The 26,546-nt window shown below is 46.2% G+C and carries 28 protein-coding genes and 1 pseudogene; 8 read left to right on the top strand and 21 right to left on the bottom strand.

The genetic code is table 11. The features are described from left to right. The first annotated feature begins 22 nt into the window (after positions 1–22). The 4 genes from carB (at position 23) to H3L97_RS09695 (ending at position 5,179) form a co-directional block, all read left to right on the top strand. Positions 23–3,238, top strand: a complete 3,216-nt coding sequence (gene carB / locus H3L97_RS09710) for a carbamoyl-phosphate synthase large subunit (protein WP_097113492.1) — start codon at positions 23–25, stop codon at positions 3,236–3,238. A 93-nt stretch (positions 3,239–3,331) separates the two neighbouring features. After that, a complete protein-coding gene (locus tag H3L97_RS09705; RefSeq protein ID WP_097113493.1) occupies positions 3,332–3,778 on the top strand; it encodes a virulence factor in 447 nt (148 codons plus the stop codon). A 105-nt stretch (positions 3,779–3,883) separates the two neighbouring features. Next, a complete protein-coding gene (locus tag H3L97_RS09700; RefSeq protein WP_143269090.1) occupies positions 3,884–4,477 on the top strand; it encodes a hypothetical protein in 594 nt (197 codons plus the stop codon). A gap of 132 nt (positions 4,478–4,609) precedes the next feature. Beyond that, positions 4,610–5,179 carry a hypothetical protein gene (locus H3L97_RS09695; protein WP_097113495.1) on the top strand — a complete coding sequence of 190 codons (570 nt, stop codon included), beginning with the start codon at positions 4,610–4,612 and terminating at the stop codon, positions 5,177–5,179. 75 nt (positions 5,180–5,254) lie between these two features. Here the strand turns inward: H3L97_RS09695 and H3L97_RS09690 are convergent, their stop codons facing one another. Next, the gene (locus H3L97_RS09690) at positions 5,255–5,485 is read right to left on the bottom strand and encodes a hypothetical protein (protein ID WP_097113496.1); all 231 of its coding nucleotides are present in this window, start codon (positions 5,483–5,485) and stop codon (positions 5,255–5,257) included. Positions 5,486–5,682: 197 nt separating this feature from the next. Between H3L97_RS09690 and H3L97_RS09685 the strand changes: the two genes are divergently transcribed. After that, positions 5,683–6,060, top strand: a complete 378-nt coding sequence (locus tag H3L97_RS09685) for a helix-turn-helix domain-containing protein (protein ID WP_097113497.1) — start codon at positions 5,683–5,685, stop codon at positions 6,058–6,060. Between the two features lie 65 nt (positions 6,061–6,125). On the opposite strand, the gene H3L97_RS09680 is transcribed toward H3L97_RS09685, so the two are convergent. Next, on the bottom strand, positions 6,126–6,722 hold the full coding sequence (locus tag H3L97_RS09680) for a YqiA/YcfP family alpha/beta fold hydrolase (RefSeq protein WP_097113498.1): 597 nt from the start codon (positions 6,720–6,722) through the stop codon (positions 6,126–6,128). A gap of 69 nt (positions 6,723–6,791) precedes the next feature. On the opposite strand from H3L97_RS09680, the gene H3L97_RS09675 reads away from it, so the two are divergent. Then, a protein-coding gene (locus H3L97_RS09675; RefSeq protein ID WP_182073071.1) for an IS630 family transposase occupies positions 6,792–7,639 on the top strand; the annotation gives its coding sequence in 2 pieces (ribosomal slippage) (positions 6,792–7,107 and positions 7,107–7,639; 849 coding nt in all). 50 nt (positions 7,640–7,689) lie between these two features. Here H3L97_RS09675 and bamC read toward each other — a convergent pair. Continuing rightward, positions 7,690–8,820 (bottom strand): outer membrane protein assembly factor BamC, encoded by a 1,131-nt coding sequence (bamC, locus tag H3L97_RS09670; protein ID WP_224446356.1) that lies wholly within the window; start codon positions 8,818–8,820, stop codon positions 7,690–7,692. 16 nt (positions 8,821–8,836) lie between these two features. Then, positions 8,837–9,712, bottom strand: coding sequence for a 4-hydroxy-tetrahydrodipicolinate synthase (gene dapA / locus H3L97_RS09665; protein ID WP_097115118.1), 876 nt, complete (start codon positions 9,710–9,712; stop codon positions 8,837–8,839). A 159-nt stretch (positions 9,713–9,871) separates the two neighbouring features. On the opposite strand from dapA, the gene H3L97_RS09660 reads away from it, so the two are divergent. Continuing rightward, on the top strand, positions 9,872–10,744 hold the full coding sequence (locus H3L97_RS09660) for a lipid A biosynthesis lauroyl acyltransferase (protein WP_097115117.1): 873 nt from the start codon (positions 9,872–9,874) through the stop codon (positions 10,742–10,744). 56 nt (positions 10,745–10,800) lie between these two features. On the opposite strand, the gene ygfZ is transcribed toward H3L97_RS09660, so the two are convergent. The 3 genes from ygfZ to H3L97_RS09645 all read right to left on the bottom strand — a co-directional run bounded on the left by ygfZ (position 10,801) and on the right by H3L97_RS09645 (position 13,378). Further along, positions 10,801–11,643: a CAF17-like 4Fe-4S cluster assembly/insertion protein YgfZ gene (gene ygfZ / locus H3L97_RS09655; RefSeq protein ID WP_097115115.1), complete on the bottom strand. Its 843-nt coding sequence runs from the start codon at positions 11,641–11,643 to the stop codon at positions 10,801–10,803. Between the two features lie 170 nt (positions 11,644–11,813). Then, positions 11,814–12,905, bottom strand: coding sequence for an MBL fold metallo-hydrolase (locus tag H3L97_RS09650; RefSeq protein WP_097115114.1), 1,092 nt, complete (start codon positions 12,903–12,905; stop codon positions 11,814–11,816). Positions 12,906–12,955: 50 nt separating this feature from the next. Beyond that, a complete protein-coding gene (locus H3L97_RS09645; protein ID WP_143269213.1) occupies positions 12,956–13,378 on the bottom strand; it encodes a hypothetical protein in 423 nt (140 codons plus the stop codon). A 257-nt stretch (positions 13,379–13,635) separates the two neighbouring features. Between H3L97_RS09645 and panD the strand changes: the two genes are divergently transcribed. Further along, complete coding sequence (gene panD / locus H3L97_RS09640) at positions 13,636–14,019, top strand: aspartate 1-decarboxylase (RefSeq protein ID WP_097115112.1); 384 nt, start codon at positions 13,636–13,638, stop codon at positions 14,017–14,019. A 205-nt stretch (positions 14,020–14,224) separates the two neighbouring features. On the opposite strand, the gene H3L97_RS09635 is transcribed toward panD, so the two are convergent. The 14 genes and pseudogenes from H3L97_RS09635 to H3L97_RS09570 form a co-directional block, all read right to left on the bottom strand. Further along, the gene (locus H3L97_RS09635) at positions 14,225–14,713 is read right to left on the bottom strand and encodes a DUF456 domain-containing protein (RefSeq protein WP_097115111.1); all 489 of its coding nucleotides are present in this window, start codon (positions 14,711–14,713) and stop codon (positions 14,225–14,227) included. Between the two features lie 86 nt (positions 14,714–14,799). Then, a complete protein-coding gene (gene gluQRS / locus H3L97_RS09630; protein WP_097115110.1) occupies positions 14,800–15,693 on the bottom strand; it encodes a tRNA glutamyl-Q(34) synthetase GluQRS in 894 nt (297 codons plus the stop codon). 6 nt (positions 15,694–15,699) lie between these two features. Then, positions 15,700–16,451 (bottom strand): annotated as a pseudogene (kdsB, locus tag H3L97_RS09625) (3-deoxy-manno-octulosonate cytidylyltransferase). Beyond that, the gene (locus tag H3L97_RS09620) at positions 16,445–16,627 is read right to left on the bottom strand and encodes a Trm112 family protein (RefSeq protein WP_097115108.1); all 183 of its coding nucleotides are present in this window, start codon (positions 16,625–16,627) and stop codon (positions 16,445–16,447) included. Before H3L97_RS09620 ends, kdsB begins: the two are co-directional and overlap by 7 nt. Before the next feature lie 54 nt (positions 16,628–16,681). Further along, entirely contained in the window at positions 16,682–17,713 is a 1,032-nt protein-coding gene (lpxK, locus tag H3L97_RS09615) for a tetraacyldisaccharide 4'-kinase (protein WP_097115107.1), read from the bottom strand. Further along, positions 17,710–18,603 (bottom strand): DMT family transporter, encoded by an 894-nt coding sequence (locus H3L97_RS09610; protein WP_097115106.1) that lies wholly within the window; start codon positions 18,601–18,603, stop codon positions 17,710–17,712. Before H3L97_RS09610 ends, lpxK begins: the two co-directional genes overlap by 4 nt. A 79-nt stretch (positions 18,604–18,682) precedes the next feature. Then, positions 18,683–19,912 carry an alanine racemase gene (gene alr / locus H3L97_RS09605; RefSeq protein WP_097115116.1) on the bottom strand — a complete coding sequence of 410 codons (1,230 nt, stop codon included), beginning with the start codon at positions 19,910–19,912 and terminating at the stop codon, positions 18,683–18,685. Positions 19,913–20,060: 148 nt separating this feature from the next. Further along, complete coding sequence (aspS, locus tag H3L97_RS09600; protein WP_097115105.1) at positions 20,061–21,863, bottom strand: aspartate--tRNA ligase; 1,803 nt, start codon at positions 21,861–21,863, stop codon at positions 20,061–20,063. 67 nt (positions 21,864–21,930) lie between these two features. Further along, positions 21,931–22,662, bottom strand: coding sequence for a hypothetical protein (locus tag H3L97_RS09595; protein ID WP_097115104.1), 732 nt, complete (start codon positions 22,660–22,662; stop codon positions 21,931–21,933). A 29-nt stretch (positions 22,663–22,691) separates the two neighbouring features. After that, complete coding sequence (locus tag H3L97_RS09590; RefSeq protein ID WP_371271292.1) at positions 22,692–23,075, bottom strand: VOC family protein; 384 nt, start codon at positions 23,073–23,075, stop codon at positions 22,692–22,694. A gap of 37 nt (positions 23,076–23,112) precedes the next feature. After that, positions 23,113–23,385, bottom strand: a complete 273-nt coding sequence (locus H3L97_RS09585) for a hypothetical protein (protein WP_097115102.1) — start codon at positions 23,383–23,385, stop codon at positions 23,113–23,115. A gap of 213 nt (positions 23,386–23,598) precedes the next feature. Next, positions 23,599–24,276, bottom strand: a complete 678-nt coding sequence (locus H3L97_RS09580; RefSeq protein ID WP_097115101.1) for a DUF502 domain-containing protein — start codon at positions 24,274–24,276, stop codon at positions 23,599–23,601. Between the two features lie 214 nt (positions 24,277–24,490). Further along, positions 24,491–25,579, bottom strand: a complete 1,089-nt coding sequence (locus H3L97_RS09575) for a phospholipase A (protein WP_097115100.1) — start codon at positions 25,577–25,579, stop codon at positions 24,491–24,493. Positions 25,580–25,710: 131 nt separating this feature from the next. Continuing rightward, on the bottom strand, positions 25,711–26,406 hold the full coding sequence (locus H3L97_RS09570) for a class I SAM-dependent methyltransferase (protein WP_143269211.1): 696 nt from the start codon (positions 26,404–26,406) through the stop codon (positions 25,711–25,713). Between the last annotated feature and the right edge of the window lie 140 nt (positions 26,407–26,546).

Genomic DNA, 26,546 nt, shown 5'->3' with positions numbered 1-26,546 from the left:
TCATTTTTATAGTGAGAAACCCATGCCCAAAAGAACCGACCTTAAATCCATCTTAATCATCGGTGCAGGCCCCATCGTCATCGGACAAGCCTGCGAATTTGACTATTCTGGCGCACAAGCCTGCAAAGCCCTGCGCGAAGAAGGCTACAAAGTCATCTTGGTCAATTCCAATCCTGCCACCATCATGACCGACCCCAATATGGCTGATGTTACCTACATTGAGCCGATTATGTGGCAAACGGTAGAAAAAATCATCGCCAAAGAACGCCCAGACGCAATCCTGCCCACCATGGGCGGACAAACCGCGCTCAACTGCGCCCTTGATTTGGCGCGAAATGGCGTGTTGGCAAAATACAATGTGGAATTGATTGGCGCAAGCGAAGACGCGATTGATAAAGCCGAAGACCGTGGTCGTTTTAAAGACGCCATGGCGAAAATCGGCTTGTCCACGCCCAAGTCTTTCATTTGCCACACCATGAATGAAGCCCTGCGCGCCCAAGAAGAAGTGGGCTTTCCCACCCTGATTCGCCCGTCTTTCACAATGGGTGGTTCGGGCGGCGGCATTGCCTACAATAAAGATGAATTTGTCGCCATTTGCGAGCGCGGTTTTGACGCATCGCCCACCCATGAATTGTTGATTGAACAATCCGTTTTGGGCTGGAAAGAATACGAAATGGAAGTCGTGCGCGACAAAAACGACAACTGCATCATCGTCTGCTCCATTGAAAACTTTGACCCGATGGGCGTGCACACAGGCGACAGCATTACCGTTGCCCCAGCGCAAACTTTGACCGACAAAGAGTACCAAATCATGCGCAACGCCAGTTTAGCCGTGTTGCGCGAAATTGGCGTGGACACTGGTGGCTCCAACGTGCAATTTGCGGTAAACCCTGCCAATGGCGAAATGATTGTGATTGAAATGAATCCGCGCGTGTCGCGTTCGTCCGCCTTGGCGAGTAAGGCGACTGGCTTTCCGATTGCGAAAGTGGCGGCAAAATTGGCGGTCGGCTACACGCTGGACGAACTCCGCAACGACATCACAGGTGGTCGCACGCCAGCCTCTTTTGAGCCGAGCATTGACTATGTGGTTACCAAAATTCCGCGTTTTGCCTTTGAAAAATTCCCCACCGCAGACGACCATTTGACCACGCAAATGAAATCGGTGGGCGAAGTGATGGCAATGGGGCGCACCATTCAAGAATCGTTCCAAAAAGCCTTGCGCGGTTTGGAAACGGGTTTGTGTGGATTCAATCCGCGTTCTGCCGATGAAGACGAAATCCGCCGCGAACTCGCCAATCCGCGTGGCGAACGCATGCTTTTTGTGGCGGACGCTTTCCGCATTGGCATGAGTTTGGACGAAGTGCATGAAGTGTGTGAGATTGACAAATGGTTTTTGGCACAAATTCAAGATATTGTTTTGGAAGAGCAAAAAATCGTTTCAGGCAGCCTGAACGATTTGGATTATGCCACTTTGCGCCGTTTGAAACGCAAAGGTTTTGCCGACAAACGCATTGCCCAATTATTGGGGCTGCCTGAAAAACAAGTCCGCGAACACCGCTACGCGCTCAATTTGCACCCCGTTTACAAACGTGTGGACACTTGCGCGGCAGAATTTGCCAGCGACACGGCTTATTTGTATTCCACTTACGAAGAAGAATGCGAATCACGCCCCACAAACAACAAAAAAATCATGATTTTAGGCGGAGGTCCCAACCGCATTGGTCAAGGCATTGAATTTGACTATTGCTGCGTACACGCCTCGTTGGCATTGCGCGAAAGCGGTTTTGAAACCATTATGGTGAACTGCAACCCAGAAACCGTTTCCACCGATTTTGACACATCAGACCGCCTTTATTTTGAACCACTTACGCTGGAAGACGTGTTGGAAATCGTTCGCACCGAAAACCCATTTGGCGTGATTGTGCATTATGGCGGACAAACGCCCCTGAAACTTGCCAACGCGCTGGTTGAAAATGGCGTGAACATCATCGGCACATCGGCAGATGCGATTGACGCAGCAGAAGATCGTGAACGTTTCCAAAAAGTGTTGAACGAATTGGGTTTGCGCCAACCGCCCAACCGCACCGCGCGTAATGAAAACGAAGCCCTTGTTTTGGCAGAAGAAATTAGCTATCCCTTGGTGGTTCGTCCGTCTTATGTTTTGGGCGGTCGCGCCATGCAAGTGGTTCATTCGCCTGAACAATTGCAAACTTATATGCGTGAAGCGGTGCAAGTTTCCGAAGACAGCCCCGTTTTGCTGGACTTTTTCTTGAACAACGCGATTGAAGTGGACGTGGATTGCGTTTCAGACGGCAAAGAAGTCGTGATTGGCGGCATCATGCAGCACATTGAGCAGGCAGGCATTCACTCGGGCGACTCGGCTTGTTCGCTGCCACCGTATTCGTTGAGCATTGAAATTCAAGATGAAATTCGCCGCCAAACCAAAGCAATGGCGTTTGCGCTGGGTGTGGTCGGCTTGATGAACGTGCAATTTGCGGTGCAAGATGGCGTGGTGTTTGTGCTGGAAGTCAATCCGCGCGCCAGCCGCACCGTGCCGTTTGTTTCCAAAGCCACAGGCGTGGCGTGGGCAAAAGTGGGCGCACGCGCAATGGCAGGCATTTCCTTGCAAGAACAAGGCATTAGCAAGGAAGTCATTCCCGATTTCTATTCTGTGAAAGAGGCGGTGTTCCCCTTCATCAAATTCCCCGGTGTGGACACGATTTTGGGCCCTGAAATGCGTTCCACAGGCGAAGTGATGGGCGTGGCGGAAACCTTTGGCGAGGCGTATTTGAAAGCGCAGTTGGGCGCGGGCGAACGCATGCCCACCACAGGCAAAGTGTTTTTAGCCGTGAAAAACGAAGACAAACCTTTGATTTTACAGACAGCCAAAAACTTTCAGGCTTTGGGATACGGTTTGTGCGCCACACGCGGCACGGCAAAATTCTTGGCGGAAAACGGCATCATCGCCCAAACCGTAAACAAGGTGCGCGAAGGTCGTCCACATATTGTGGACATGATTAAAAATGGCGAAATCGCGCTGGTGGTCAATACCGTGAACGCGCAACCGCAAGAAATTGCCGACAGCCACAGCATTCGCCGCGATGCCTTAACCGCGCGTGTGCCACAATACACCACGATTGCAGGTGGCGAAGCGATGAGCGAAGGTGTGAAATCGTTGAATCAAATCAATATTTTCAGCGTACAAGAATTGCATGCGCGTTTGAAGAAATTGGCTTGATTGGCGATTTGATGTGAAATTCAGGCAGCCTGAAAGTGGGGAAACTGGCTTTCAGGCTGCTTTAATAATTGAATTGAAAGGATAATATTTAAAATGGACAGAACCTTAATTGTCTTTGATATGGACACACATTGTTTGGAAGAAAACTACCACAATCCAAGTTGGCGCAATGCTTACGCTGATATTCAACGCATTTTGAAACGACATGGCTTTAACAACATTCAAGGCACGGTTTATTTGTCAGATGTGGGGATTAAACAAGCGCATGGCACATTGGCATTGCAGGAAGTGGCGGCACGTTTTGAATGGTTTTACACTTGTGCGAGTAATATTCAATTCTATGAATTAAAAGATGATTTTAACGCACAATTTATTGTGGACGGTGTGCAAGCGGCAAGATTGGCGTTTAAAAAACGCATGGAAGAGATGAAAAATGAAATGTTGGCTGCTGGTTTTGATGCGGATAAAGTGGAAGAAATCATGCAAAAACGGCAATTCAGTTTGGAAGAATGGCAAAATAGCCCAATGATTGAAAAATAAAGTTTCAGGCTGCCTGAAATATTTTTATTTTAAAATATTGATTTTTTTTGTGATATAATGTTAATTATTGATTTTATCAACAACTTAAAAGAAAGTGTTTTGCACATGAAAGCCAAAATTTTATTCTCCGCCTTAATTGCCTTGTCTGCTTTTTCCTTAACCGCTTGTGGTGGCGAAAGCGCACAAAAAGCCCCCGAATCCACTGCTGCACCCGTTGCCACTTCTGCACCGCAAGCCGAGCAAAAACCAGCAGCAGCCAATCCAGAACAAGCCAAAGCCGAATTGCAACAATTGTTTACTTGGTATGAAGGTTCAACCAAAAAATTAAACGATATACAACAAGAAGTGGCACAAAAAACCCAAGAAATTCAAGCAGCCAATCCCAATGATGCCGAAATGAAAAGCAAAATGGCAACTGTGGTTAAAGAGCATTCTCAAAAACAAATCAGCCAAGTTGAAGCATTTTTGAAAGAATTGGACGGCATTAACACGCAACAAGCAGAATCGCAAGAGTTAAAAGCATTATTTCAAAAGAATTTTAAAAATCAAATTGATATGTTGGAATTTACCATCAAAATGGTTGAAAAACCCGACCCCAGCATGAAAGCAGAATTGGAAAGCAAAGCACAGGCTGCAATGACAGACGCACAAAATTTAAACAATTTAATGATGAATTTGCAACAAAAATACGCAAAATAAATCATTGATGTTCGTTTCAAATTGAAATAAGACAAGGCGACAGCAACCTTGTGTACATACAGCACACAAGGTTGCTGGCAATACTGTGTTATTTTAATATTTTTATTCAAAATCAATCACAGCGAGTTGCACATGAAAAATATTTTGATGAAGGCTTTGGCGGGGATTTCATATTTGTTTTTGGTAATGGGAATTGGTTTGTTGGCATTGGCTTTGTTTTTTGCCAATAAAGCCGAAACAGGTGGTGGCATTCCCGCGCAAAATGAACTGAAAACCGCCAGTGGTCAAGCCGTTGAAGGGCGCGAGGTTACTTTGGAAACCAAACGCCGCAGGGGTATAGACAGTAAAGAAGTTTTTTATGAAATTGATTTGAAAGAACAATCTGGAAAAATCATTCAATTGCGCTTAGATAAAACCATTCCCAAAAATCAGGTGGAAGCCATGTTAGATGGTACTTTGACGGTGCAATACGATGATTCGGACAACAATTTGACCTATGATGTGAAAAAAGACAATCAATCTTTAATTGCCTATGCGGATTTGGCAAAAATGGCGCAGGAAAAAGCAAACAAACAAGCGGCATTTTTCAGCAGCTCGGATATGTATGTTTCATCAGCTTGGTGGATAGGGATTGGTGTGGCTGGCTTGGCATTGCGCCGCCGTTTGACACGCAAAAAGGCAAGTGAAGTGGTTTCATCTTGATTGGTGATTTGATGTGAAATTCAGGCAGCCTGAAAGTGGGGAAACTGGCTTTCGGGCTGCCTGAATTTTTATTGGTTAGCTTGATAACATCATACGAATAAGCCCGCATAACAGCATGGAACATACAATAGCACCGCCAATTTTTACTTTAATAAATGCGGCAATAGCAAAAATGGTACCCATCATTTGGAATTGATCCATATGAAATAACATAGATAAAGGTAATTTATAAAAAAATGCCAGCCACATCATGGCTATTGAACAAACATACGCGATACCTGCTGACAGTAATCTTAAAATAAACATAATTAATTCTCCTATTGACTAAAATAATTGATGAGCTAGGGGTGGTCTTTCTAAAAAAACAAAATGTCGATTAACTCAATAAGTTATTATTTTAGCGAGAATAAATGTTTCTTTTCCACAGTGAAACTTGACTTTTTATAGTCAATTTTTTACCATTAAAAATATTTCTAACTGAGTAAATGGTTTAAGGCTTAAATATGAAAGTACAAGATAAAATCCGCTCTATTCGTGAAATTTACCAATGGACACAAGAAGACATGGCTGAAAAAATGGGCATTGCCACAAGTTCATATTCCAAAATTGAACGTGGAGAAAGCAAATTGGATTTTGAAAAATTAAATCAAATTGCACAAATTTTTAATATTAGTATGGAAGAATTGATTTCTCAACAAGGTATGGTTTTTATTGTGAATGCCAACGACAACAATGGCGACCACAGTGCCAATTTTTATTCAAGCAGCGACAGTTTGATTTTGGAAAATGAAAACCTGAAATTGAAATTGGCTCATTGCAAAGAAATGCTGTTACAAAAAGACAAAGAAATTGAATTATTGCGCCGTTTGACGGATAAATAATGAGAGTTAGGTCGGTATATTAAAAATATCCGCGACCTAACATACATTTCAGGCTGCCTGAATTTTTATGCCAAAATAAACTCAAAAACCTGCGGCAATTTCTCCACAAAACCCGTCATGCGGTGGTCGCCGCCTTCGCTAATCCACATTTTCGTGCCTTGTTCGCCATAATATTGCGCTGCCAAACGATAATCCAGCAATTCATCGCCCGTTTCCAGCAACACAAACAGCTTTTCAGGCTGCCTGAATGTGGTGGGTTTGTGCCGCTCAAACCAACGCAAATCGCCCATTGTCATTTGCCAAGTGGTCGCTTTTTCATCGTTGGCGACAAAATCATCGGGCAAATTGCGCCAATTTTCGGGGAAAAAGCGCAACAAAGTTTCATGCGGCTGCGTACTCGGATTGAGCAGCACAGCTTTCACGCCCAATTCATTGTGCAGTAAAGTGGAAAAAAAGCCGCCCAGCGAACTGCCCACCAAAACCGTTTTCTCATCTTGGGCGATGAAATCGCGCAAAATGTGCAGAACTTGTTCGGGTTTGTGGTTCAAATCGGGGCTGTGTACGGCAATTTCGGGATAATGCGCGGCGCAATAATCGCGCAACTGATTGCCTTTTACCGAATTGGCATTGCTGTGTAAGCCGTGTACATAAATGATTTGCATGATTTTTCTCCCATTTTATAGTCAATTCAAAATAAAATAGTACAATACCCTAATTTTTAGGATTAAAAAATGGCACATTCAACAGAACTGCGAAATAAAGCATTAAGCTATTATGAACAATGCAAAAATATCAGTAAAGTCGCCCAAGCTTACCAAATATCCAGAAATACGCTTTACCTATGGATACGCTTGAAAGCGCAAACAGGCAGCTTAAATCATCAAGTAAAGGGGCAAAATGCCAATAAATTGAACAGCCAAAAATTGGCTGAACATATACAACAACACCCTGATGCTTATTTGCATGAAATAGCTGAACATTTTAATTGTTCAAAATCAGCCATTTTTTATGCACTCAAAAGAATAGGTATCACGCGTAAAAAAAGACCACCACATACAAAGAACAAGACCCAAATAAAGTAAAAGATTATTTAAATCAACTGGCTGAATTTTTTGACTATCAGCGTGTTTATTTGGATGAAACGGGATTTGATACTTACTTATTTCGTCCTTATGCGCGTAGCCCAAAGGGGCAGGTCATCAAAGCCCAAATCAGTGGTAAAAAGTACCAACGCTTATCGCTTGTTGCCGCACAAGTCGGCAACAAACTGATTGCCCCTATGATTTATCAAAACACAATGACCAGTGCTTTTTTTGAAACATGGTTTGAGCAATGTTTATTGCCTATTTTAAATAAAAAATCTGTCATTATTTTGGATAATGCACGATTTCATCGTATGGGTATTTTGCGTGAAATGGCGCACAAATGGGGGCATAAAATCTTGCCGCTTGCACCTTATTCACCAGAGCTTAATCCCATAGAACGGACATGGGCAAACATCAAGAGATATATGCGAGCCATTTTACCTAGTGGAAGGCATTTTACTGATACGTTAGTGTCCTATTCTTATTTTAACTGACTATAAAATTCAGGCAGCCTGAAAATGTTTTCAGGCTGCCTGAATGTTTTTTAACGCAATTCTTTGTACAAAGCGTCCAAATAGCGATTGGCATCGTTGCCAATCACGGCATTGCCCATTTGGTCAAGCAAATGCACACGCTGACCGTTGCTCACTTGTTCCAAAGCGACAAACATTTGTGGGGCTTTGCTTTCGGTGTTTTCTTCGGTTTGCTTGTTTTTGCCAAACCATTTGGATTTTTTCGCGGTGGCGACCACCTCTTTGGGTGCAGGGCGCACCAAGAACATGCCGCGCTGACCTTCAAAACTTTCCACCGTTAAGCCAATGCGGTCAAGTGCCGAGCCAATGCGATTGACATTGCGTTCGGCTGTACCGTACACCACCACGCTGTTGGTTTCGCGTTTGGCGTATTGTGTGCCGTTTTGCGCGTCCGATTGTTGGGCGATTTGCTGATTCAAAACCTGCTCATCGGCACCCAAATATTGCATGAAACGCGACAACATTGCCGATTCCAAATTCACATCGTTGGCGCGTGGCTGCCACACGGTGCGGTCTTGGTTTTTGCTGTCGTACACTTCTTCCATGCCTTTGTGGCTGAAAAAGATGTTGTGTCCGCCTTTGTTGTTTTTTTCCATGCGAATCAGGAATTTGTCGCGTTCGCCTGTGCTGTATGCGCTGCCTATGCCCACTTTGTCAAACAATTTGCGTAAGCCTTGATTGGGCAATTTGGCGCGGTTTTCTGCCCATTCGGTTTCCATTAAGCCTGCTTGGGGTTCTTCCGAAGCAATGGTAAAGCCTGCTTCTTGCCAAAATGCGCGCAGCAAAGGCCACAATTCTGCTGCCGATTTTTCGCTGCCAATGTTTAACCACTGTTGGCTGCCTGAACGCTCAAAACGCACATCTTTCACGGGATTCAACACGCGGCGGCTGGGGTCGGACTTGGCTTTCATGGCGTTGGGGTTGGCAGACATGCCTTGTGGCAGCGCGTACAAATCGCCATTGCGTGGGTCGCGCAAATCGGGTGGGACTTCCAAATTCACGACTTTGTTGTTGGCGGATTGGTAATCCAGTTTCATGGCTTCACGCGCTTGGCGTTTGGCTTTCATTTCTGCCATGGTGGAACACGCGCTCAAACTGGCGATTGTGCTGGTTAAAATCAATAATTTAAAAGTGTTTTTCATGTTTTTATTCTCAAAATCAAATCAATTTGGCGGATTTTAAGGCTGCCTGAATTTGGTTTTTGCCATTGTCGCTTAAAGTCAAAATGGGCAAACGCACAAATTCTTCGCATAATCCCAGTTGTGCGACCGCGTATTTGGCAGGGGCAGGGCTGGGTTCGCAGAACATCACATCGTAAATGGGAATAAGCTGTTCATTCAAAGATTTGGCTGCCTGAATGTTGCCAGCGAGCGCGTTTTCACACATTTGGGCAAAGGCTTGGGGCGCAACGTTTGCCGCCACGCTAATCACACCGTGTCCGCCACACAACATAAAGGGCAAACCTGTGGGGTCATCGCCCGAATAAATGGCAAAATCTTGCGGCGCATCTTTAAACAGCGACAAAGCGCGTGCCACATCGCCACTGGCTTCTTTTACGCCCACAATATTGGGGATTTGTGCCAAGCGCAAAATGGTTTCATTGCTCATGTTTACCACGGTTCTGCCAGGGACGTTGTAAATAATCATCGGAATATCAACCGCTTGGGCGATGGTTTTGAAATGCTGATAAATGCCTTCTTGCGAAGGTTTGTTGTAATAAGGCACCACCGATAAGGTGTAATCTGCGCCCAATTCTTGTGCGGCGCGTGATAATTCTACGGCTTCGGCGGTGTTGTTTGCGCCTGTGCCAGCAATCACTGGAACGCGCTTGTTGGTGTGTTTGACGGTGGCGGCAATCACAGCCAAATGTTCTTCAACCGATAATGTGGCGGATTCGCCTGTCGTGCCAACTGCCACAATGCCGTGTGTGCCTTGTTCAATGTGCCAGTCAATCAATTGGTTCAATTGTTCAAAATTCACGCTGCCATCGGCGTGCATGGGGGTAATGAGTGCGACTAGGCTGCCTGTAAGCATGATGGAACCTTTATTTTGCAAGGGTTTGAAAAACAAGAATTGTAGCTTACTTTGCCATTTGTGCAAATATTTTGGCGTTTGTGGCGATTTTTTCAGGCAGCCTGAAAACCTTTGCTATAATGCCCACCCATTTAATCACAAAAATATCAAACAAATATGATGAATTTTGCCTTTTGGCTGCTCAAACACCTTGCCAAATTGCCGCGTAGCGCGGTGTTGATGTTGGCAAAAGTTTTGGGCTTGTTAAGTTATTATGCCGTTGTGCCGCGCCGCAAGGTGGGCGAAATCAATTTGGCAAAATGCTTTCCCGAATTAAACGAAAAACAACGCCAAATTTTGTTGAAAAAGCATTTTTATCACATGGCTTTGCTGATTTTGGAATATGGCGCATACTGGTATGCACCTGCCGAAAAATTGAAAAGCTGGGTACGCTATCACGATAAACACATTTTGGACAATGCTTTGGCACGTGGCGATAAAGTGATTTTGCTTTATCCGCATTTTACGGCGTTTGAATTGTCGGTGTACGCGCTCAATCAAGATGTGCCGTTGATTAGCGTGTATTCGCATCAAAAAAACAAAGACTTGGACGCGCAAATTTTGCACGGGCGACATCGCTACAACAATGTGTTTTTGGTGGGGCGCACCGAAGGTTTACGCGCGATTATCAAGCAAATCAAAACGCAAAACGCCCCATTTTTGTATTTGCCCGACCAAGATTTTGGTGCGAAAGAATCGGTTTTTGTGGATTTTTTTGGTGTGAAAACGGCAACCATTGGCGGTTTGGGGCGCATTGCGAAAATGACGAATGCGAAAGTCATTCCGCTCATTCCCACGCGGCAAGCCGATGGCAGCGTGGATTTGCGTTTTTATCCTGAATGGGACAACTTCCCCACCGAAAGCGTGGAACAAGACGCGCAACGCATGAACGATTTCATTGAAGCGCGTGTGCGTGAGCAGCCTGAACAGTATTTTTGGTTGCACAAGCGTTTTAAAACGCGCCCAAATGGGGAAAAATCGTTTTATTCTTGAATCAAAATTTCAGGCTGCCTGAAATTATGGTGGGTGAAAGGCAGCCTGAAACATTTTTATTCGTCTGTTTTTACATCAAAAAAGATTTTCTGCACGGCAAATTTATTGCCATTTTCATCAAACATTTTGCTTTGCACCGCGCCATGTTTCACAACCAATAAATTCAGGCTGCCTGAAACGTTCAGCACCAAACCCACTTCTGTGCCATTTTCGTCTTTCACTTCTGCGCCAATGGTTTGCGGTGTGGCATTTTCTGCCACCGCCAAGCCGCGTTTCACTTGCCCACGATATTGGGCGCGCGCGATGATTTCTTGCCCAGGGTAGCAGCCTTTGCGAAAATGCACGCCACCAATCGTGTGCTGATTGAGCATTTGTGCTACACAGGTTTCGGTGGTGGCGGCACAAATCCATGCGTAGCCGCTTGCGATTTCGTGGGCTTGCCATGCCAATTCGTGTTGCGGATTGTGTTCGGGCAAATCGCTTTTGGGGGCGATTTTCAGGCAGCCTGAATGCGGCAACACGATTTCGCCCTGTTGATTGAGGGGCAAAGTCAAATGAGGTTGGTCGGGGAAAATGGGTTGTGCGTCATCGTTCAGGCTGGCTGCCACGCCCCAATCGGGCAGCATTTCAAATTGCACTTTGGCGCGTAACACAAACATTTTCAAACGCTTAACCACCGTTTCCAATAAGTCGGCTGCCATTGCCAAGATGATTTCATCGCCCAAATTCAGCACCAGCATATTGGCAATCACGCGACCTTTGGGGGTGTTGTAGGTGGCATAACAGGCTTGATTTTGCGCCAAATTGTTGATGTCGTTGGAAAGTTGATTGTGCAAAAAGTCGTGGCGGTCATCGCCCAACACTTTAACCACGCCAAAAAAAGGCAGTTGTGTGTGCATGATTTTTTCCTTTGTTGTGATGTATGGTGAATTAAAATAAGAAATCTGCTTTGTTGCCCACGCCTTTATGTACGATTTGTACACGGCGGGCGTGGTCGCCTTGCATCTTTCTTATTTTACTTCACCATTAAAGACGGGGCATTTTAGCATTTTCAGGCTGCCTGAAACCATCATTTCACTTTTTCCCACCATTTTTCGCTTGCCGTTTGCGCGTCAAAAATCTGCCCCATGATGGGCGTGAGCATGGGCAAATTGCGTTGCGCGGCAAGCGATGAACTTTCGCGTACCGAAGCGTCCCAATCGTGGGTGGATAGGGGATACGCGCCCCAATGTATCGGCATCCAACGTTGCGCTTTCAAATCTGCCGCAGCCTGAACGGTTTGTGTGGGAAACATGTGATTGTCTTCCCACAATTCATTGTATTGCCCATTTTCCACAAACGCCAAATCAAAGCCGCCAAATCGCGCCCCAATTTCGGCAAAATGTGGCGCATAGCTGCTGTCGCCTGAAAAATAGATTTTTTCGGTGGGCGTGGTCAAAGCCCAACTTGCCCACAGCGATTTTTTCGCGTCAAAAGGCGTACGCGCCGCATCGTGTCGCGCAGGCAGGACGTGGAAAGTTGCACCGTGCAAATCGAGCGTTTGCCACCAATCCAATTCGTGAATTTGGCTGTCTGCAACGCCCCAATCGCGCAAATACGCCCCCAATCCCAAAGGCACAAGGTATTGAATATTGGGTTGATTTTTAATGAAATATTGAACCACGTCTTTATCCAAATGGTCATAATGCGCGTGGGTGTACACCACCCAATCTAGGGGCGGCAATTCGTGTAAAGCGGCAGGTGGTGCTTGAAAACGGTGCATCATCAAGCCCACAGGCGACACCGTTTGCGCGTAAACAGGGTCAAACATCACGGTTTGGTCTTGCACACGCAGCAGCAGGGTGGAATGCCCAAACCAAATGAATTTCACGCGCTCGCTGGGCGCAAGAAAATTTTGCCAATCAATGTCTTGCATGGGCAAACGTGTGGGTGGGTGTTGGGCTTTTTCGTTTATCATCATTTGCCACATTGCGCCAGCCGTGCCACTTTTGACAGGACGTGTGGGCGGTGTGTTGAAAAATTGCCCTGTTTGCGGATTGTGGTGATTGCTGGCTGGGTATGGGGGGAAGGTGGTGTGCGTTTGCCATGCCCCAATCGCCAACAACAGCAGCACCAACAAAAGCAGAATAAAGCGTTTTTTGCGTAAAAATGGGAATTTCATAGTGTTTTTTGATGAAAAAAGGGTGTTCAGGCTGCCTGAACATGGTGGTTTCACTCCAAACCATTGAAAATCAATTCATTGTCATCTTCCAATGAAAAAGCCGCCGCTTGCATTGCCCAATCATCGGACGAGACCAGTAAATCGCAAAACACTTCGGTGGCATTTTCAATCCAAAACGACACATACACGCCGCGCATGTTTTCGGTGGACAATTCGGGGTGTTCGGTGTGCAGGGTTTGGATAATCGCGTTTTTGTTGTCGTTTAAAAAAGTGATTTTGCGCGACACGTTTTGCAAGGCTGCCTGAATGGTGTGGCAATCGCTTTTGTTGTCGGCAAAATCCAGCATAATGGTGCAGTCGTCCACTTCCCACAGCGCAAATTCGCCTTCGGCGGCTTCGGGGCTGTCGGTTTCCAAATAGGTGATTTGGGGGATTTCTTGGCGAATTAAATTGTGTAATTCGTTTTTTTTCATGGATTTTTCCTTAAAAAATGTGTTGGCGTGCATCTTTCAGGCTGCCTTACAGTACACGACAATTTTTACAAACACCCCAAATGTAGGGTGCGTCCCACGCACCAAATCATTTAAATCATTGAAATTTCGGTGCGTAATACGCACCCTACATGAATTGTGTCGTGTACTGAATCGTGTACTGAAAGGCTGCCCTAAACATTAGACAAATCCGCCCCCAAATCATACAATAACCGCCTTTTAAAATTAAGCAGAAAACCATGTTTCGTACCCTTTTAGGTGGCAAAATCCACCGCGCCACCGTTACCCAAGCCAATTTAAACTACGTTGGCAGCATTACCATAGACCAAGATTTGCTGGACGCAGCAGGGATTTTGGTGAACGAAAAAGTCCAAATTGTCAATAATAACAATGGCGAGCGTTTTGAAACCTACACCATTTCGGGCGAACGCGGTAGCGGCGTGATTTGCTTAAACGGCGCGGCGGCGCGTTTGGTGCAAGCAGGGGATATTGTGATTATTATGTCCTATGTGATGTTGTCCGAGCCTGAAATCGCGGCACATCAGCCCAAAGTGGTGCTGGTGGACGAGCGCAATCACATCCGCGACATTATCCATTACGAGCCAGCCCACACGATTTTGTGATTGAATGCCCATAGGCGTGTAGAATATCGGTTTTACACGCCATTTTTGTTTTTCAGGCTACCTTTCAGTACACGACAAAAATCTTTCAGGTTGCCTGAAAGCATTGTTGAGACACAAATCGTTGAGCATGGATTTATTGGGCTTACTTTTTTAAAAAGTCAGTCGCCAAAGGCAAAAACGGTGATTTTATGCTGTACCTGAAACATCACGCCAGCCAATGTGCCACATATTGCGCCAGCACCACCAATAATACCACCAAAGCCGCGCCAATTTTTGCCACCGTGCCAACAATGAATCCCACAAACGTGCCTATGCCCACCTTGCCCGCCAACAAAATATCGCGTTTTGCCAACAATTCGCCGATTGCCGCGCCCACAAGAGGCCCCAAAACCAAACCAGCCAAACCCAAAAAAATCCCTGCCAATCCACCAAAAAATGCGCCCCATAAGGCTTCTTTGCTTGCGCCCGTGTATTTCGCGCCCAGCACGCCAGCCACAAAATCCATCGCCATGCCCAAAGCGCACACCACGCCCAAAATCAGCACCGAAAACGAACCGATAATCTGATAATCGCTGGTGTATGCCAACAACCACGCACCGCCAAACATCAACGGCAAACCCGGTAAAGCAGGAAAAACCGTGCCAGCCGCACCCAAAATCAACAATACGATTGCCAAAATAATGATTAAAGTCATGATTTTATTTCTTTCATCAATTCACATTCATAAAATAATGCGGCTGCCTGAAAAAACAAGTTTCAGGCAGCCCAATTTGCGCGTTTTTACGTTTCGGTGCAAATGGCATGGTGTGGCACACGCGCCATGTCCCAATGCCGAATTGCCCACGTCAAAATGTCGCGCGGCGCGTCAATTTCAGGGCAGGGTGGCACATTCAAATACGCCAAAACCTGCCGCAATGCCGCTTCACGCGCCGTCAAATCCAAGGCAGGCGCGAGCGTTTGTTTTGACCATTTTTGTCCCAAGTGGTTGGTTAATAAAGGCAAATGGGCATAATGTGGCGTGGGCGCGTTCAGGCAGCCTTGCAAATGAATTTGGCGCGGCGTGGAAACCAACAAATCCTGCCCACGCACAATATGCGTAACCCCTTGATGAAAATCATCAACCACCACCGCCAGTTGATACGCCCAAAAACCGTCCGCGCGGCGCAACACAAAATCGCCAATGTCTTGCGCGAGATTTTGCGCGTAACGACCCACAATTTCATCTTCAAATTCAATGATTTGATTGGGAACGCGAATGCGCCATGCCACATTTTGATTTTCAGGCAGCCTGAAAAGATTTTTTTGTGAACACGCACCGTTGTAAACCAAACCGTCCACACCCACACGCGCTTGGCTTTGCCACATTTTGCGGCTGCAAGTGCAAGGGTAAACGTGATTGTTTTCAATCAGTTCGTCCAGCGCAGCGCGATAGAGATGATGTCGCTGGCTTTGGTAGGCGACTTCATCGTCCCACTCAAAACCGAATTGTTCCAGCGTGTGCAAAATGTGGTCGGCTGCGCCAGTCATTTCGCGCGGTGGGTCCAAATCTTCCATGCGCAACAACCATTTACCGCCATGTGAACGCGCATCGGCATAGCTTGCCACCGCCGTGAGCAGCGAACCAATGTGCAGCAAACCTGTGGGGCTGGGCGCGAATCGTCCAATGTAATCCATTATTTTTTAAGAGAATAATTCGCGTACACGCGCCAAATCTTCGGCAGTGTCCACGCCAGGAGGGGGCGCAAAATCCAATACTTCCACCGCGATGGGGTGTCCGTGCCACAACACGCGTAATTGTTCCAAACTTTCGCAAATTTCCAATGGCGATTCAGTCATTTGCGCGTATTGTTTCAAAAATCCCACGCGATAGGCATAAATCCCGATGTGGCGCAAGGGCGTGGGTTCAGGCAGCTTTTGTTCGCCAGCCAACATGCTGTCGCGCGGATAGGCAATGGGCGCACGGCTGAAATACAGCGCACAATCTTGTTGATTTAACACAACTTTCACACAATTTGGATTGGTGAATTCGGCAAAATCGTGAATGGGGTGGGCGGCAGTTGCCATCGGCGCGTGGCTTTGCGCCAATTTTTCTGCCACGCGCACAATCAATTCGGGGGGATAAGCGGCTCATCGCCTTGAACATTCACGATGATTTCGTCATCAGCCCAACCCAAAATTTGCGCGGCTTCGGCAAGGCGCGTGGTGCCGCTTTGATGATGTGTGCCTGTCATCACGCAAGCGATGCCGTGTTCGGTGCAGGCTGCCTGAATGCGTTGGTGGTCGGTGGCGACAACCACTTGATTTGCCGATGATTTTAAGGCTTGTTCGGCAGCGCGGATTATCATGGGTTTGCCGCCAATGTCTGCCAAAGCCTTTTCAGGCAGCCTGCTTGATGATAAACGTGCTGGTAAAATCACATTGAATTTCATGATTTTACTTCCAAATCAGACAGTTCACGCGCTTCATTTTCCAACATAATCGGAATGCCATCACGAATGGGAAAGGCGAGCTTGGCGGCTTTGCTCCACAATTCTTGTTTGTCGGGGTGGTATTCAAGTGCTTGTTTTGTAACGGGACAAATCAGCAAATCCAAAAATTTTTGTTCCATTGTCATGGGCTTTCTTATCAAAATGGGAAAGGCGATTATCGCATAAATTGGCTTTCAGGCAGCCTGAAAATGCAATTTTTGCAAAACGCTTTCGGCTAAATTGGGCTGAATTTCGGCAAAAATCGGCAAAACCCACACATTTTCGGCAAACGGTGGCGATAATTTGACCGCGTCTTTTTCTGTGATGAAAACGTGGTCGGCTGATGGCAAATCGTGGGCAGACAAAGGCGCGTGGTCGGGCAAAATTTTGCTTTCTTGCAAAACAATACCCAAATCATTCAATGCCTTAAAAAAACGCTGCGGACGCGCAATGCCCGCCAATGCAGCGCAATTTTCGCCCTGTTTCAGGCTGGCTGAATGCCATTTTTCGCTGGGATTGTGCAGACGATAGGGTGTGCCAATTTGAATTTGGCTGCTGAAAATGGGCGTTTCAGGCAGCCTGAAAAATGCGCTGGCGTTGGTTGGCGAAAGGGCATTGCTGATAACAATAAAATCAACATCTTGCAACCGTGAAAGCGGTTCGCGCAAGCCGCCATTGGGCAGCAAATCCAAATCATCGCGCCCCAAATCGCTGGCGGGAAAAACGGCAATTTCCACATCACGCGCCAAGCGGTAATGCTGCAAACCATCATCAGAAACAATGAGTTGCAAATCAGGATGTACCGCCAGCAATGCCAATCCTGTGGCATGACGCGCCGCGCCCACCGCCACAGGCACACCCGTTTGGCGATGGAGCATAAGCGGTTCATCGCCTGCTTGTTCGGCGGTGCTTTTTTCATTTAAAACATGGATTTGCTTTGATTTTCGCCCATAACCGCGACTGATGATGCCCACTTTTATCCCTTTGTTTTTGAAGGACATGACCAATGATGATGTGATGGGCGTTTTGCCTGTGCCGCCTGCGTGAATGTTGCCCACCACAATCACGGGAACGGGCAATTTGGGCATATTCAGGCTGCCTGAAAGGTATTTTTGGCGTTTTTTGGCGGCAATTTGCGCGAAAATCCGAGAAAATGGCGACAAGATGCCGCGTAAAATGGGATTGGGTTGTTGCCAATGATTTTCAATGATTTGGTGCAATTTCATTTTTCCGATTTGCCTTTCAGCGACCCCAAATAAATCGCCAACATGGTCAAAAATGCGCCCAACCATTGCCAAGTGTTGATGGCTTTGTTTAAAAAGAAGAAGTCAATCAAGAGCGCGGCAACGGGTTCGCTCAACAACAATAATCCTGTTAAACTCAATGATAACAATGGGATAGAATAGGCAATCAAGCCCCACGCAAAGCATTGCATCACCGCACCATAAATCAAAATCCAGCCGATTTGCGACCACGTTGTTGGCAGGATTTTGCCACTATCCAGCAGCAAAGTCGGCACAATTAAGGCTGCCATGCCGCCCAAACTCAACATCAGCATGAGCGGAAAAATCGGCGTGTGTGCCGCCTGTTGCGTTTTGCGAACAAACACCATGGACAATGCCAACATCAGCCCCGACACAATGCCCGACACGAAACCCCACAGCGCGTTGGCATTATGCCCAAATTCGGGGCTGCCGATTAACGCCACGCCTGCGATTGCCATGATTAAACTGCTGATTTGTAAGGGAGATAATTTTTCCTGAAACCACATCACGCCAATCGCCGACAGCCAAAAAATTTGCAAACTGTTCAACAAGGTGGAAATGCCCGGCCCTACGGAATAAATGCTTTCGTGCCACAGTGCCAAATCAAATGCCAAAAACACACCTGCCCACAAAGCATGGCGCAAAGCCTGTTGATTTTTGGGGAATTTTTGTGCAAAAAAGCGTGCCAGTAGCGCAAAAATCAGGGCTGCCACCGCCAATCGCCAAAACGCAATCGCATACGCGCCCACGGGAACGTGTGCCACAATCACGCTGCCCAAACCGAAAATAATGCAACCGATGATTAAGCCCCATGGTGCATATTGGGTTTGCCAATTTGCTTGTTTTTGCATAAAAATCCTTTTGAAAAATGCGTTTCAGGCTGCCTGAAAGTGGATTTTGCTTTTTCAGGCAGCCTGCAATCTCTGAGTATTATTTTTTCACACGCGGATTGGAATTGCCCCACACGGTGTACAAATCCGCCAACAATGCGCCATTGATGTCTTCAATTTCCGCTTGCGTGATTTCGGCATTGCCCTGTTTGCCAAACAACACCACTTCATCGCCAGCCTGAATATCGGGAAAATCGGTTACATCAACCATGGTGGTGTTCATGGAAACTTTGCCCACCACAGGCACGCGGTGTCCACGAATCAGCACAAACGCTTTGTTGGTGAACACGCGGCGATAACCATCTGAATAGCCCACAGGCAAATTCGCCAACACCGAATCGCGTTTGAGCGTGAATGTGCGGTCGTAGCCCACCGTTGCGCCAGCCTTAAAATTGTGCAGGCTGCCCACTGATGTTTTGAAAGCCATCACTTTTTGGTATTCGGTGCGACTGGGAATGGTGTCGCCATAAAGCAAACCGCCCACGCGCACACGGTCTAAATGCGATTCAGGCACAGTGAGTGTGGCAAACGAATTGGCAACGTGCAAAGTCAAATTGGCGCGATTGAGTTTCGCATTTTCAATCAACCATTTGCTTTCCGATTGGAAGGCTTTCAAGCCCTTGCGAACATCATTTTCTTCCTCTTCGGGAAAATGCGACATGAGTCCCACCAATTTCAAATGGGGCAATTTGAGCAAATCCAAGGCTTCTTGTTTGCCCGCAGCATGGCTCAAATCCAAACCATTGCGGCTCATGCCTGTGGAGTTGAGTGCCAAATGATAAGCCAATGTTTTACCGTGTTTTTGGGCGATTTCACTGGCGATTTGGGCTTGTTGTATGTCGCCAAACAATTCTTCCACGCCATATTTTAAGCCAGCCTGAATTTCGCTCGCTGCCGCCGAACGCACACGCATCAACACGCCTGAATAGCCATGTTCACGCGCAATTTTGGCTTCTTCATTGCTGCCAATCCCCAAGCACGATACCCCCATTTTCAAAATGCTGGGCATGAGCAAAGTCAAATCATTGCCATAAGCGTCTGCTTTGACTACGGCACACATTTCCGATTTGCCACCAAGTAATTGATTAACCGTACGAATGTTTTTTTCAAATGCCGCCACATCAATTTCCAACCACGCATTGTGGTCGTGTTGCCATTGTGTTTTTTGCTGATGAATGTTTTTGCTCAAATGAGACAATGGCGTATCGGCGCACGCGCTTTGAATCAGGGCAGTTGCCAACAAAATGCCCCACAATTTGGATTTAACCATTGCAATGTGTTCCCGAAAAAATTTAAAAAAATTAACGCAAATTTTACAATAATCCACCGCATTTTGTCATCAAGCAACACACAAAATCAGGCTGCCTGAAAGTGAATTTCACTTTTTCAGGCAGCCTGATTTTGAAATTAAATCAAGATTATGCTTGATTTTCCTGTTTCACGCGCAAACGCAAACTCAATTCGCGTAATTGTTTTTCGTCCACCGTATTGGGCGCATTGGTCAGCAAGCATTGAGCGCGTTGCGTTTTCGGGAAGGCAATCACATCGCGAATCGATTCCGCGCCCGTCATCAGCGTAACCAAGCGGTCCAAACCAAACGCCAAACCGCCATGTGGTGGCGCACCGTATTTTAAATTATCCAACAAGAAACCGAATTTTTCCTGTTGCTCTTCGGGCGTGATTTTCAATGCGGCAAACACTTTTTCCTGAATGTCTGCGCGGTGGATGCGGATTGAGCCGCCACCGATTTCCCAACCATTCAACACCATGTCGTAGGCGCGCGCCAAGCAGTTTTCAGGGTCGGATTCCATCAAATCTTCGTGTCCCACTTTGGGCGATGTGAATGGGTGGTGTACGGCAACATAGCGGTCGGCTTCTTCATCGTATTCAAACATCGGGAAATCCACCACCCAAAGCGGTTTCCACTCGTCCACAAAATAGCCGTCTGCTGCGCCATGTTCGTGTCCGATTTTGATGCGCAATGCGCCAATGGCTTCGTTCACGATTTTCGCTTTGTCCGCGCCAAAGAAAATGATGTCGCCATTTTGTGCGCCTGTTTCTGCGATAATCGTTTTCAGGCAGCCTTCCGACAAGAATTTCACGATGGGGCTTTGCAAACCGCTATTTTCATCATTGGTGATGTTGTTCACATCGTTTACTTTGATGTACGCTAAGCCTTTCGCACCGTAAATGCCGACAAATTTCGTATAATCATCAATGTCTTTGCGACTCAATTTTGCGCCATTGGGTACGCGCAATGCCACCACGCGACCGCCTTTCATATCGGCAGCAGCACGGAAGACTTTAAATTCTTCCGATTTCATCAATTCGGTCAATTCGGTGAATTTCAAATTCACGCGCATATCGGGTTTGTCCGAACCATAATAAAACATGGCTTCGCGGTAAGGCATACGCGGAAATTCGCCCAAATCCACGCCCAAAGCGTCTTTAAACACCTGTTTTGCCATGCCTTCGGTGATGTCCATGATTTCATTTTCAGACAAGAACGAAGTTTCCAAGTCAATTTGGGTAAATTCAGGCTGGCGGTCGGCACGCAAATCTTCATCGCGGAAACATTTGGTGATTTGATAATAACGGTCAAAACCCGCCACCATCAGCAACTGTTTGAACAACTGGGGCGATTGTGGCAAAGCGAAAAATTCGCCAGCATGAACGCGACTTGGCACGAGATAATCGCGCGCACCTTCGGGCGTGGAGCGCGTGAGCATGGGCGTTTCAATGTCAATAAAGCCTTGCGCGTCCAAATAACGGCGCACACCCATCGCCACTTGGTAGCGCAAACGCAGGTTTTTTTGCATTTGTGGGCGGCGCAAGTCCATCACGCGGTGGGTCAGGCGCACGTTTTCGCTGATGTTGTCTTCGTCAATGGGGAAGGGTGGCGTGGCGGCAGCGTTCAAAATTTCAATTTCTTTTGCCAAAATTTCAATTTTGCCTGAAACCATTTTGTCGTTTTCCGTGCCAGCAGGACGCGCGCGCACGCGACCTGTGATGCTCAACACATATTCGCTGCGCGCGCTGTCTGCCAAAGCAAAGGCTTCTGGGGTGTCGGGGTCAATCACGACTTGGACGATGCCTTCGCGGTCGCGCAAGTCAATGAAAATCACGCCTCCGTGGTCGCGGCGGCGGTGCACCCAGCCTTTGACGGTTACGGTTTGGTCTAAATATTGTTCGCTGATTAAGCCGCAATAATTGGTACGCATATTTTTGTTTTTCCTTGTTAAATATTTTTAATTAAATCAAAATTTTTGGTTTCAGGCTGCCTAAAAATCAAGCCGCCAAAACATCAAATAAATAATCTATTCTGCCATCTGGATAATCGTATTCTTCGCAATATTGTTGCACGATTTCAGCAGGTAAATTCAATAATTGACGTGCTACATGTTGTTTGTGTTCAGCATTATCCAGCCAATCTGTCATGATTTGCTGGTATTCAGCTTCATTATCGTCAAAGGTATCCACTTTTTCCTGTTGCCAAACATAATAATCCCAACTGGCATGAACAAAATGGATAACCGCTTGTGGCGTATCATTATTTTGCCAACGCTGCAAAAATGGGCGAATATCAATGTGCGCCTTGTGAAACATTTCCAAATAGGAAAAAATACTTTTATAATCAGTATCTTGTGTTAATAATTTATCCAAATAAGCATCGGCAAATTTCTGCCAAATCGTCAATTCTGTGGCGGTAAATTCACTTTTCGGCACATAACCCACACGTGCAAAATAGATTTCCAGCGAATGATGTAATTCTTCATTTTGTGCAAACAATTCTATCATTCGCGGCAGAAAATATTTGATTTCGTTCGAATTTTGTGTTTTATCAATCACGCCACCATTGTATTCATAAAAATGCTTTGCCCCTAATTCGCGCAAAGGCAAGGTTCGCATTTCAAGCTCTAATTCAGGGGCGAGACAAATTGGGCAAATACAGGCATGTAGCGGTTCGTTTGGTGGTGGATAATCAAATATTTGGTAGCATTTTTGAATCATTTCTTCCATGTTTTAGGGCTTTCAGGCTGCCTGAAACATCAAACATATTGGCTAATCTCAATCAAATTGCCGTCAGGGTCGCGGCAATACACCGATTGGATTTTGCCCACCGCTCCCGTACGCGGCACAATGCCGTTTTCCAAAATCGCAATGTGGTGCGCTTGCAAAATCTGCAATACTTCATTTAATGGTGTGCTGGTCAGCAAACACAAATCTGCCGTGCCGCAGTTGGCATTTTGCGCGTTGGGCAAAATTTCCGCGCCTTTTTGGTGCAAATTGATTTTTTGCTTGCCAAACAGTAGGGCTTTGCGGTTTTCGCCAAATGTGATTTCTTGCATACCCAATACGTTCACATAAAAATCAATGGTTTTTTGCACATCGGCAACGGTTAAAACCAAATGGTCTAGCGATTGGATTTTTATCATGTTTGTTCCTGTTTTTCTTTTCAGGCTGCCTGAATCATGATTGGCTTAAAATGGCTTTGATTCGGTTTTGATAAATGCGCCTGATTTTCGGTAAGGCGAACACAAACACAATCAAAGCAGGCAAAATGCTCAAAAAAACCTGTTGGTTGTGCCATAAAACCAATATTGCCAACAACACCATCAAAATCACAAACACAAGCACAAATCCAAAACCAAATAAAACGACTTTGGCGCGTTTTTGTTGCGTTTCGGGCAAATCGTGCCAGTTTGGTTGATTGACAAGTATTTTGAATAACAATGCAAACATGATTTTCCTTTTTCAGGCTACCTGAAAAACTAATCTTCGTGTTCCCACCACCATATCACTACAGCAATCAGAACCAAAAATAAAATAAACCAAAAATTATTGACACTGCCTGTTGGGTCTTTGCCAGCATGTGCGGTAATGGGTTGAAATAAAATCCCATATTTTACCCATTTCATTATCATTTTCCCTTTTCAGGCAGCCTGAAACCCAAATTCACACTTTTTCAGGCAATGTTTTGGGCGATTTCATCGGCAAATCATCGGGCATGACCATACCCAACGAAATCACATATTTCAAGGCTTCGTCCACCGTCATGTCCAGTTCACGAATGTCGCTTTCGCGCACCATGATGTAGTAGCCGCCCGTTGGGTTGGGCGTGGTCGGCACATACACCGAGACATAGCCCGATTTTTCAGGCAGCGCGTCCAACACCGATTGCGGTACGCTGCCTGAGACAAACGCAATCGTCCAAATATTCGGCTGCGGAAACGGCACCAATACAGGCGTTTTAAACGAACGCGAATTGTCTGAAAGCAAACTTTCCGACACCTTTTTCGCGCTGGAATAAATGGATTTGACCACAGGAATGCGCCCAATCACACTGTCCCAGCCCTCAATGATTTTGCGACCGATGATGTTGGCAGCAAACACGCCCGTGGTAAACAAAATCGCCACCGCCAACATCACGCCCAAACCAGGGACATTGAAACCCAAATATTGCGTGGGGTTCCATTGTTCAGGCAGCAAATTGACCAAACGGTCGGTGGTGGAAACAATATAATTTAAAATCCAAATGGTTACCGTAATGGGCAACCAAACCAAAATACCAGTGATTAAATAGCGTTTAATGGCTTTGCCTATGCCGTTTTTTTCTTGTGTGGGTTTTGCCATGGTGGAATGCGTTGTGATAAAAGGCGAAAAACAAAGCGCGTTATTATACGCATTGCATGGTGTTTAGGGAAACACTTTTCAGGCAGCCTGAAACGTTTTTTTGAAACGCAAAAAACCGAACGATTGATGATACATTGAGCTTTGGCGCAAACGTGGCGTATCGCCGCCACACCCACTCTTTGAAAGCGCAGCCCCCAAAAAAGCAGCCTGAAAATCAATGCTTATCCCAGCCTTGCAACATCACGCCCAAGCCAATGCCCGTTTGTTTGTGATTGTATTCCAACAAATTTTCGCCATAGCCATGAAAACCGCGCACATAGCCTTTCAGCCTGCCTTTGATTGGGAAAACATAATCTGCCTGAATCGCGCCATAGCCGTGTTTCGGATTAAAACGCACAGTGGCGGCTGCCGCATGTTTATCATTGAATTTATACATGAATTTCAAATCGCCATAACCCATATAACGCATGATATCGGGGTTATCGTCTTTTTCACCCGTTTCAGGGTCAATGCGCGTCCAAATGCGCGGCACCACCGTCAAATTGCCCCATTCCATGCCCGCAAACACATAACCACGATTCCACGAACGCGAAAGCGGACGACTCTGCCCATTAGAATGATGCACATAACCCGCCCCCAACACACGCAATTTACCGCCCCAAGGCAAATTCGCTTTCACAGGCTGGGTCATGAAAATTTCAGGCGCATAATCATTGTTGCGAAACGGCGCAGATTTATCGCCCAAAGTGTACATTTGCCAGTTGGATTGTTGCGTGTAGCCAAACCACAAATCCGAGCGCGTTTTAAAAACATCTTCCATCAATTTGGTTTTAAACGACATTTGCATTTTGGTTTCCACGCGTTTTTGTTTTTTCTGAATGTCGTTGTCCGATGTACCGCGCGATGGCGAATGTGGCGTGTAATTGGGGCTGGTGTTGTACCACGCAGGCATGATGTACATCGGCTCATGTTCACGCACCGACAAAATGCCCTTGCTGCTGTTTTTGTCCAAATCATACAAAAAACTCAAAGAGCTGAATGCCTCATCTTCCTTGCTGGTGGGCGTGATTTGGCTTTCGCTGATGACGATTTCGGTTTCGCCTGTTGCGCGAGATTTTTCATAGCTTTTGTCCAAATCCAACACCGCTTTGCTCGCCTTTTTGATTTGATTGGGGGCGAACAGTTGGTCGTAGCACGCCAAACGTTGCGCGTTGTCGGATAAAGTCGCGCAATGTTCAGCAGACGCAGCGTGGGTGGTGTGAATGACGGCAAATAATGATAAAGGTAAAAAGATTTTTTTCATTTTATTTTAAAAATCAACATAATTTATTTAAAGAAAATGTTTCAGGCAGCCCAGCATTTTATTTTTGTGAGCGAGCAAAAGGCAGCCTGAAAAAGGCTTATTTTAATGGAAAAAACCATTTCAGGCAGCATTCAGAATTTACCGCGCGTCAAACCCAAAGCCACATCGCCCGACAACAACACATCATCAACTTCATCACACGCACCGCGCAAAGGCGTGAGTTGCTTACGCAGCACCAAGCCATAAATCGCCGCCGCGTGGGGCAGCCAACGGTTGCCAGCCAATTCCATAAATTGCAGTTTTTCAATGGCTTTTTGCGAATTGATGGGCGGCAAATAGTTCATAAAACGCCCTTGTACAATTTGCCAACCCAATTCAGGCAGCCACGATTTTAATTTTGGCAAATCAATGGCTTGATGAATCGGCACTTCATCGCCCACAAATCGCCACAAAGAATGCGGATTCAGACCCGTTAGCACCAAATGCCCCGCAGCCTGAACAATGCGCGTGATTTCAAACAGTTGCCGTTGCGGTTCGGGCGACAATTCCAAAAAATGCGGCAACATCACCGCGTCAAAAGCATTGTTGCGCCAAACTGTTGCGCTTTCTGCCACAATTTGTGCGGGCAAATCGTGATTTTGTTGCACCCACAAAGCGTGGGCATTTTGCGGTGCAAAACAGCGCGTGAAACCCATTTGCAAAACACGTTCAGCATAAAAACCGCGAAAGGCTGCCTGAAAAAAATCCCGTTCCTGTTGAATAACATATTGTCCCAAATCGGTATTTTGTAGCCAATTTTGAAAATGGGTTGCCTGTATGCTCATCATGATTTCGCTCCGCGCAGCCAAACAAAATAGAAAGAAATGACAGCCAGTGTAAAGGCAAAAAGCCCTTTACAACAAACCCTTTTACACTTGTAAACGCTTGACCCAAAACCGCAAAAGAATTAGCATTATGGTATCTGTAA

Source organism: Alysiella filiformis, assembly GCF_014054525.1.
GTDB lineage: Bacteria > Pseudomonadota > Gammaproteobacteria > Burkholderiales > Neisseriaceae > Simonsiella > Simonsiella filiformis.
This window is presented reverse-complemented; position numbering and strand designations above follow the sequence as displayed.